This is a genomic window from Streptomyces bobili, from assembly GCF_002154575.1.
GTDB lineage: Bacteria > Actinomycetota > Actinomycetes > Streptomycetales > Streptomycetaceae > Streptomyces > Streptomyces bobili.
Map to the genome: position 1 here is coordinate 1 of NZ_MUBA01000112.1, position 10049 is coordinate 10049.

5 protein-coding genes are annotated in these 10049 nt (G+C 69.3%); 4 read left to right on the forward strand and 1 reads right to left on the reverse strand.

The window, feature by feature from the left end:
* The first annotated feature begins 361 nt into the window (after positions 1-361).
* The 4 genes from BZL64_RS10235 to BZL64_RS10250 all read left to right on the forward strand — a co-directional run bounded on the left by BZL64_RS10235 (position 362) and on the right by BZL64_RS10250 (position 7809).
* Positions 362-1390, forward strand: coding sequence for a LacI family DNA-binding transcriptional regulator (locus tag BZL64_RS10235; RefSeq protein ID WP_086768284.1), 1029 nt, complete (start codon positions 362-364; stop codon positions 1388-1390).
* Positions 1391-1868: 478 nt separating this feature from the next.
* Positions 1869-5138 (forward strand): discoidin domain-containing protein, encoded by a 3270-nt coding sequence (locus BZL64_RS10240; protein WP_086768286.1) that lies wholly within the window; start codon positions 1869-1871, stop codon positions 5136-5138.
* A gap of 12 nt (positions 5139-5150) precedes the next feature.
* On the forward strand, positions 5151-6650 hold the full coding sequence (locus BZL64_RS10245) for a family 43 glycosylhydrolase (RefSeq protein WP_086768288.1): 1500 nt from the start codon (positions 5151-5153) through the stop codon (positions 6648-6650).
* A gap of 4 nt (positions 6651-6654) precedes the next feature.
* The gene (locus tag BZL64_RS10250; protein WP_208639409.1) at positions 6655-7809 is read left to right on the forward strand and encodes an RICIN domain-containing protein; all 1155 of its coding nucleotides are present in this window, start codon (positions 6655-6657) and stop codon (positions 7807-7809) included.
* A 264-nt stretch (positions 7810-8073) separates the two neighbouring features.
* Here the strand turns inward: BZL64_RS10250 and BZL64_RS10255 are convergent.
* Positions 8074-10049 (reverse strand): acyltransferase domain-containing protein (locus BZL64_RS10255; protein WP_143663074.1); only part of this gene is annotated, 1976 nt, incomplete at its 5' end.

The following is a 10049-nucleotide window of genomic DNA, read 5'->3' on the forward strand; positions in this document are numbered from 1 at the left end:
GCTCGCCGCGGCGAGCAGGGCGACGGCGCCGGTGACGAGACGGCGTACACGTCCACGTGATCCGGCCGTGTTCCCCATGTTCGCTCCCCCTCTTGGCGCGGCAGGCCGTGCCCGGCCGGCCGTCGGGACGATGGATACCGATGGCTGTGGTGGCGCTGGACCGTGCGAGAGAAACGAGCCGAAAAGGTTTTCTGGAACGCTAGAACTCGGCTTGGCGCTCGTCAATCCCCTTGCAACGGGCCAGTGTCGGAGGGACATCACAAGGCAGGGATGATCCACGTCCGAAACCTTTCGCGTACTGTTTTATGCCTGACGTGCCGGTGTCGACGGCCTCGGCACGCGAGACGAGGCAGGAGCACCCATGGCACAGGCCACCGACCCCTCTCGTTCGCAGCCCACCACACTCACCGACGTCGCCCGGCTGGCAGGCGTGTCCGTCGCCACCGCGTCCAAGGCCCTCAACGGCCGCAGCCAGGTGCGCGCCGAGACCCGGCAGCGGGTGGTCGACGCGGCCGAGCGGCTGTCCTTCCGGCCCAACCTGCTGGCCCGCGGGCTGCTCGCCGGGCGCACGGGCACCGTCGGTCTGCTCACCAGCGACCTGGAGGGCCGGTTCAGCATCCCGATCCTCATGGGCGCCGAGGACGCCTTCGGAGCGGGGGAGGTCGCGGTGTTCCTCTGCGACGCCCGTGGCGACGCGATCCGCGAGCAGCACCACGTCCGCGCGCTGCTGGGCCGCCGGGTCGACGGCCTCATCGTGGTGGGCAGCCGCACCGATCCGCGCCCGTCCCTGGGCCGCGAGCTGCCCGTCCCCGTCGTCTACGCGTACGCGCCGTCGGAGGATCCGGCGGATCTGTCCATCGTCCCCGACAGCGTGGGCGCCGGCCGGATCGCCGTGGAACATCTGCTCGCCTGCGGCCGCAGCCGGATCGCGCACATCACCGGTGATCCCCGGTATCTCGCGGCGCAGGAGCGGGCCTTGGGCGCCCGGTCCGCACTGGCCGATGCCGGACTCGCCCTGGTCGGCGAACCACGGTTCGGGGTGTGGTCGGAGGGCTGGGGACGGGCGGCCGCCGCGATGCTGCTCGACCAGCACCCGGACATCGACGCCGTCCTGTGCGGCAGCGACCAGATCGCTCGCGGTGTCATGGACGTGCTGCGCGAGCGGGGCCACCGGGTGCCGGAGGACGTGGCGGTCATGGGCTTCGACAACTGGAAGATTCTCACCTCCGCCTCCCGCCCACCGCTGACCAGCGTCGACATGAACCTCGAACAGGTTGGACGGGCGGCCGCGCACGCCCTGTTCAGCGCGATCGCCGGCGCGCAGCACTCCGGCGTGGAGACCCTGCCCTGCCGGGTGGCGATCAGGGGGTCCACCGCGCCGTTGGCCTGAGCCCCCCAGCCGGCACCCTGGGGCCTCTCATGGACCTCTTGACAGTTCCGGGGACCGCACTTACGTTGCGAAAACCTTTTAGGTTCCGTTTCAGCGCGCCCTCTGGGGGTCCGGGAGCCACTCCCCACGACGGTCTCCTGCTTCGCCCTCCAGCGCTTCCTCCTGCACCACGTCATGTCACACGTCATGTCACATCGCTATGTCATGAGCACCACATGAGCGACGGCAGTCGATGCCCCGTCACCATGCGCGCCCGGGTGCGGACACGTGCCGTCGACAGGACAGGTCGACCGGACAGGGAGCACCCGATGAGAAGACGACCTACGGCGGTCCCCGCAGTGACCGACAGCGTGTCCCACCGGCACCACGCCGACGCACGAGGCAACGGCGGCACGACCAGCCTCCGGCGGAAGGCAGCCTCGACAGCGGACTCGAACGCCGCGCGTCTGCCGGGTGCCCAGGAACGGCAGGCCCTGTGATGAAACGCCTCCTCCTCGCACTGGCGCTCATCGTCTGTTCCGTCCTCACCGCGGCACCGGCCCACGCGGCGCAGACCATCGGGTTCCCCACCTTCGGCGGACCCGCGATCCCGTCCCCGCCCGTCGCCTACACACCGGGCGACATGATGAAGAGCATCTACGACGCGGAGAGTTCGGGGACCGACTTCTGGATGGACCGCCTGCTGGCCCGTTCCGGCGACGACCCGTCCGGACCCTGGCTGATGAGCCGTGGCCGCGCCGTCTTCATGAAGGAACACGACCCTTCCAAGCTGGGGTTCGGCGGCAAGGTCGCCTACTGGGAGAGCATCAACGACAACAGCGCCTACACCGTCGCGATCACCCCGGGCACCTTCACAGAGCAGGTCTCCCAGCGCCGGCAGGTCCCCAGCCACTGGAAGAGCGTGCACACCTACGGCTCGGTCACCGTCGACCAGACGAAGTTCGTCACCGACAACAACGTCGCCGTGACCAACCTGTCCATCAAGAACAACGGCACGACCTCCACCACGCTGCAGTTGCGGGCGACCTCCCCCTACGCCGTCACCGGCACCGGCAGCGAACTGACCGGTCAGGTGAACGCCTACAACAACCTCACGACCATCCGCCCGCGGCTCACCGGCGACGGCTTCGCCGTCTCCAGCGGCGGCCTCAACCGGTCGGTGACGGTCGCGGCCGGAGCCACAGTGACCACGAAGGTGGTCATGGGCTTCGTCACCGACGAGATCCCCGAGTCCCTCACGGAGTACAACGCCTACGCGGGACACTCCCCCGCGACCGCGTTCGCGACCCACGTCAAGGCGTACAACCTGTGGTGGGCGCAGAACGTGCCCTACATCGACGTGCCCGAGGCCGCGATCAAGAAGAGCGTCTACTACCGCTGGTGGCTGATGCGCTTCAACAACCTCGACGCCGACATCCCCGGGCAGACCTTCCAGTTCCCGACCTCCACCGAGGGCGTCCTCGGCTACAACAACGCGATCGCGCTCACCCAGCCCATGCACATCGACGACCTCAAGTACCTGCGCAACCCGGCCTACGCGTACGGGGACTGGCTGAGCGTCGGGCAGACCTCCAAGGGCGGCCGCTTCCTCGACAACCCGGGTGACCCGGAGAACTGGTCCAACAGCTACACCCAGTACATCGCCGAGGCGGCGTGGAAGAGCTACCAGATCCACGGCGGCCAGCCGGCGATCGCCGGCAGCCTCGCCCACTACGCGGAGGGTGACGTCAAGGGCCAACTCGCCCATTACGACCACGACAACAACAAGCTGATCGAGTACGACTGGGGCGCCCTGACCGGCAACGACGCCGACGCCGTCTCCTTCCACTGGAAGCCCGGGAACATGGACCGCGCCGAGTCCGCCTACCAGTACAGCGGTGCCCTCGCCGCGGCGCAGGCCTACGAGGCGACCGGCAACACGGCCAAGGCCACCGAGATGCGCACGCTCGCGACGCAGATCAAGGACGCGATCGTCAACGTGCTGTGGAACCCCACCCGGCAGCTCTTCGAGCACCGGCTGAAGTCGACCAACGAGTGGGTGCCCTGGAAGGAGATCAACAACTACTACCCGTTCTCGGTCGGAGCCGTTCCCGACACCGCGACCTACAAGCAGGCGCTGCGTCTGTTCGACGATCCGGCCCAGTACCCCGTCTTCCCCTTCTACACGGCCAACCAGGTCGACAAGAAGGCGGCGGCCGACGCCGGGGAGCCGGGCTCCAACAACTTCTCCACCATCAACTCCACCGTCCAGTTCCGGCTCTACTCCTCGGTGCTGCGCAACTACCCCAACTCCTGGATGAACGCGACCGACTACAAGAAGCTGCTCTACTGGAACGCCTGGGCGCAGTACGTCGGCGGCAACACCCAGTGGCCGGACGCCAACGAGTTCTGGGCCGACTGGAACGGCAGCTCGATCAACTACCGGTCCTGGATCCACCACAACATCCTCGGCAGCAGCAACTGGACGGTGATCGAGGACGTCGCCGGCCTGCGGCCCCGTAACGACGCCAAGGTCGAACTCTCCCCGATCGACATCGGCTGGAGTCACTTCACGGTCAACAACCTCCGCTACCGGGGCGCCGACCTGTCCGTCGTCTGGGACGACCCGGCCGACGGCGTGGTGCGCTACCCGGGCGTCCCGGAGGGGTACTCGATCTACGTCAACGGCAACCGGACCGCCACCGTCAACGCGCTGGTGCCCTTCACCTGGGATCCGGCCACCGGTGACGTCACCACGACCGGCACGGTCACCCACCACACGGCCGTCCCGGGCCTCAAAGCCCCCAACCAGGTCGTCCAGGACAGCCCCCGGCTGGTCGACATGTTCGCCAAGGCCGGCGTCGACCTGACCGCCGGTCTCACCAACCTCGCCGCCGGGGCGACGCCGTCCGCCTCGCACACCGGCTCCGGCAGCACCCTCTCCGGCGCGGTCGACGGCTACCCCACCAACGAGCCGTTCTGGGGCGCCGCCGGCTCCCCCAACAGCCAGGACTGGTACGAACTGAACCTCGGCACCGCCCGTACGTTCAACGAGGTACGCCTCCACTTCAAGGACAGCCGTCCCGCGAGCACCACCTACCGGGCCCCGTCCGCGTACACCGTCCAGTTCCACAACGGCAGTGCGTGGGTGGACGCGCCCGGCCAGACCAAGAGCCCGGCGGCACCACGCGCCAACTACAACCTGGTACGGTTCCCGGCGGTCAACGCCCAACGCATACGGGTCCTCGCCACCAACGCCTCCGGGGCCAAGACGGGGCTCACCGAGGTGAGGATCTTCAACCGTGGTGGCGTCCAGCCACCGGCCAACCTGGCGACGTCCGCGACGGCGTCCGCGTCGTACACCTCCTCCTGGGAGAGCGTCACCGCCATCAACGACGGCATCGACCCGCCCTCGTCCAACGACACCGTGAACCCGCGGTGGGGCACCTGGCCGGAGACCGGACAGCAGTGGGCCGAACTGACCTGGCCGTCGGCGAAAACCGTCAACAAGGCCGAGGTCTACTTCTTCGACGACGACCAGGGCATCGACATGCCCGCCTCATGGAAGCTCCAGTACTGGAACGGCAGCGCCTACGTCGACCTGCCCGGGGCGAGCGGCTACCCCCTGGTCAAGAATCAGTACAACACCGTCACGTTCACCGCGACGAACACCACGCGCCTGCGGGTGCTGCTCTCCGGCAACGGCACCGACTCCGTCGGACTCCTGGAGACGAAGGCGTACGGCCCCACGACAACCTCCACGCGATGAAGGGTGTGCCCAGTGACTCGTTCCAGATGCCTGTCCGTGCTCACCGCCGTGCTCGCCACGGTGATCGCCTTCCTGGTGGCGCCTCCACGAGCCGCCGCCGCAGCCGTCACGTTCACCTCGACCGGGGTGAACCAGAACGGCGGCAACTGCCTCGACCTGCCGGGCGGTTCGCCGGCCAACGGAACCCAGCTGCGCGCGTTCACCTGCGGTTCCGGGGCGAACCAGAACCTCGGCTTCACTCCCGTCGCGGGGCCGAGCGACACCTACACGATCACCACCCAGTCCGGTCAGTGCGTCGACGTCCACGGCGCGTCCACGGCGGACGCCGCCGCGATCGTCCAGTGGCCCTGCCACGGCGGCTCGAACCAGCAGTGGCGGCTCACGCCGGTGTCGGTGAGCGGCACCGACAAGACGTTCAACCTGGTCTCCGTCAGCTCCGGCAAGTGCGTGACGCCGAGCGGCGGATCGTCGGCTTCGAACACCAGCCTGGTGCAGCTGTCGTGCGCCGCCGCGAACGGCAGGGTGTGGCGGCTGCCCGGCTTCACCGGCGGCTCCACGAGCCCGCGCACCTTCACCAACCCGCTCTCCCAGCACGGACCCGACCCCTGGCTGACGTACTACGACGGGTACTACTACCTCGCCACCACCACCTGGAACTCGACGGTCACCATGCGTAAGGCCGACACCCTCGCGGGGCTCGCCACCGCCACCGACCAGGTGATCTTCAACCTCACGAGGCCCAACGGCGCCGGCACGATGTGGGCCCCGGAGTTCCACCTCCTCGACGGCCCCAACGGAAAGCGGTGGTACTTCTACTACACGGCCGGCCGGGAGCCGTACGACCTGGGCACCCAGCGGATCCACGTACTCGAGAGCGCGGGCCTCGACCCGATGGGCCCCTACAGCTTCAAGGCGGACCTGCTCGACCCGAGCCAGGACAACACCTGGGAGCTGGATCCGGGCATCCTGCAGCTGAACGGCAAGCTGTACCTCCTCGGCACCTTCTACAACGGCTCGCAGCCCATGTTCATCCGGCCGCTGTCCAACCCGTGGACCGCGAGCGGCACCCGACGCGTACTGTCCACCCCCACCTACAGCTGGGAGACGGTGGGCGGCGCGGTCAACGAGGGCGCCGAAGTCCTCCAGCGGGGCGGCAAGACGTTCATCGTCTACTCCGCCAGCCACTGCTCCACACCCGACTACAAACTGGGGATGCTCACCCACAACGGCGGCGACCCGCTCAACTCCTCCTCGTGGGTCAAGTCGCCGAACCCGGTCTTCCAGAGGTCCAACGCCAACAATGTGTACGGTCCCGGCCACAACGGCTTCTTCAAGTCACCCGACGGGACCGAGGACTGGATGGTCTACCACGCCAACAGCTCCACTTCCGGCGGCTGCGACATGAACCGCAGCACCAGAGCGCAGAAGTTCACCTGGAACGCCGACGGCACACCGAACTTCGGCACCCCGGCGGCCCTCGGCGTCCAACTGCCCGCACCGTCAGGGGAGTAGCCCGTTGACACGACGATCTCGCTTCCTGTCCCTGTGGGCGGTCGTGCTCACCGTGCTGATCGGTACGGTCCTGGGCACCGTCGCGATCGCACCACTCGTCCACGCCGCGACGGCGTTCACCTCCACCGCGGTCAACCAGAACGGCGACAACTGCCTGGATCTGCCGGGCGGCTCCGCCGCCGACGGCGTCCAGCTCATCCAATGGGCCTGCCATGGCGGCGGCAACCAGACCTTCACCTTCACTCCGGTCAGCGGGAGCACCGACCAGTACGGCATCCGCACTTCGAGCGCCGGAAAGTGCGTGGACGTCAACGGAGCGTCCAGCGCCGACAACGCAACGATCGTCCAGCGGAACTGCGGCACCGAGGCCGGCCAGAGATTCCGTCTGGTGCCCGTGACGATCAACGGAACGAACAACGTCTTCAACCTCCAGGCGGTCCACTCCGGCAAATGCGTCGCCCCGTCGGGCGACTCGTCCAGCGGCAACACAGCCATCGTTCAACTGCCCTGCGGCAGTGCGACGTCGCGGGCATGGCGGCTGCCCGGCTTCGCCGGCAGCCCAACCACGCCGCCCGCAAGGACCGTCCGGGTCTACTGGCTCAAACCATCCGACGTTCCGTTCGACCCGCGATACCCCGACGGCATCGCCAACGTGATGCGGGAGGCACAGCGCTACTACAAGCAGGAGCTCGGCAAGACCTTCACGCTGAACAACCCCGTGGTCGAGGTCGTGAACGGCGACCAGCCGCAAAGCTGGTACGAGAACACGCCCAACGGCGGTGACCGCTACTGGTGGGCAGTGACGAACATGCAGAACGAACTCGCCAGGAAGTTCGGCCTGAACAACCCGGACAGCCGGTGGCTCAACGTGGGCGAGATCAGCGCCGAGGGAGAAGGCGCGGGCGGAGGCGCCAGCCCCGGATGGGTCGTGCTGAGCGGGCACGACGCCGACGGCGCCGCAGGCACCGGCGGACAGTCGATGAACCGCTGGTACGGCGGGATGGTGCACGAACTCGGACACGCCTTCGGCCTGCCGGACTCGGCCTCGACGGACGGCACACCCATGTCCGCGTCCTTCTACGACTACCCGAGCACCCACTTCAACCAGAGCCAGAAGAACCAGATCCTGAACGGGCCCTACGGGAGCTTCCTCTCCTGACGCCCCACCGGCAGCGCGGCATCGGTGCGCTGCCCCGCTGCCGCCTCTCCGCGCTCAGGTGGGAGCAGCTCAGCCTTGAAGTCGTTCCACTGGCGGGTGAGCTCGGCGCCGGCCCCTGCCGCGGGCCGGCGCGCGAGTTCCCGCCGAACAGGCCTCACCACCTGTGGGCTGCTCCTCGCGCGGACGCCGGGACCGGCCCGAAGCCGGTACCGCCACGTCGGTCGGCGGTACCGGCCTCCGGTTCCGTTCCCCGCAGTGGGGTAATCAGCCGAAGCTGGACAGGCGTGCGCAGAGGTGGGCGGCGGCACCGTCCATCAGGGCGTCGGCGATGGTCTCCACCCTCCGGGCTCGCCACGGGTGGAGGTCGGTGTCCGCGACCACCTGGTTGAAGGCGCCCATCGCGGGGCCGCAGTGCACCAGGTAGTCCACCCGGGAGCGCTGGTCACCGCTCACGGCGAGGCGGAAACCGCGTGTGAAGTAGCCGCGGAACACAGCCGCCAGTTGCTGCTCGGGGGTACTGCCTTCCACGGCAGGCGCGGGCGCCTCGCCGCCCAGGTACCGGTCGAGAACCTGGCTCCTGGTCTCGTCGTCCAGCTGGGCGAGCGAGCCGTGCCGGCGCCACAGCTCGTGCAGCCGGGACGCCCGTGCCGGGAAGAACAGCCCCCTCTTGAGGTAGCGGGCCTGGACGCCGAGGTCGAACAGCTCGCTCCAGGGCGCGGTGTCCACGTCGTACTCGCGAGCCTCCTGAAGGATGTCCTTCACCTCCGCACTGGTGGCCGCCTCCACGGAGCACTGGTTGACCGAGCCGGTCAGGACGAAGTCGGCGCCGAGCAGGAACGCGGCCCCGGCCGCCTCGGGCGTGCCGATGCCGCCCGCGCACCCCACGTGCACCCGGTGGCCGCCGGTCGCGGTCGTGTCGCGCAGCCGCAGCACGGCAGGCAGCAGGGTGAGCAGGTCAGCCGTGCTGCTCAGCCAGCCGCCGTCGGCCTCCACGCACAGATCGTCCGCCATCGGCCGGCCGGCCGCCGCGCGGGCCTCCTCCGCGGTGACCTCGCCCGTCTCCAGCAGCCGAGCGACCAGCCGCTCCGGCGGCGGGGCGAGGAACTCGGCGGCCACGTCCGTGCGGGACACCTTGGCGATGATCCGTCCGCCCTTGAGACGGAACCGGACCAGCGCCGGGGTGATCAGCGGGAAGCCGGACGCCTCGACCAGGTCGACGCCGTGCCGCAGGAGCAGGTCCACCAGGGCGGACTCCTCCTCGGGGGTGCCGTGCCGGTACAGCAGGTTGACGCCGAACGAGCCGCCCAGGCCCAACTCCCCGGTCAGGTCGCGCAGCAGGCCGTCCACCTCATCGAGGGGCAGGCCGCCGGACCCGAGGAAGCCGAGCAGGCCGGCCTTGGCCGCCGCGCCCAGCATCTCGCGGCCCGAGATGCCGCCGTACAGGGCGCCCAGCAGGTACGCGCGCCGCAGACCGTACCGCTCGCGGAAAGTGGCAGCTCCGAGGGTGTCGGCTGTCGGGGCGGCGAAGACCGCGGATCGTACGGGGGGCGGCAACTGGCCGGCCGGCAGGGGCTTCTCGGGCCGTTCCCCCGCTCCTGGCGCGGGCAGCGGCTCCGCGTTCTTCCTGATCTTGGCGACCAGATTGGTCAGGACCCGCCCCGGTCCGAGCTCCACGAACTCGAACTCGCCGTGGCCCATCAGCCGACGCACCGTGTCGGTCCAGCGGACCGGGGAGTCGATCTGTGCGGTCAGGGTCGCCTTGACGGCACCGGGGGCGTACGGCTGCGCGTCCACGTTGGCCAGCACCGGGACGGCCGGGCTCTGCAGGGTGAAGCCGTCCAGGAAACGGGCGAACTCCGCGGCGGTGTCGCGCATGTGACGGGAGTGGAAGGGCGCGCTGACGTTGAGCCGTACAGCGCGGACACCGGCCGACTCGAAGGCGGCGCGGGCGGTGTCCACACGCTCGGCCGGACCGGACAGCACGAACTGGTCGGGGGCGTTGTAGTTGGCCAGGTCGAGCTCGTCGATGCCGGAGTCGGCGAGCACCCGCAGCACGGTCGCCTCGTCGCAGCCCACGACCGCGGCCATCCCGCCACCGCCGGCCGCCGCCATCAGGGCGCCGCGCCGCTGCACCAGACGCAGCCCGGTCTCGAAGTCGAAGACGCCGGCGGCGAACAGGGCGGCGTACTCGCCGAGGCTGTGGCCGATCAGGTAGTCGGCCGGCTCGGCGTCCCCGGCGA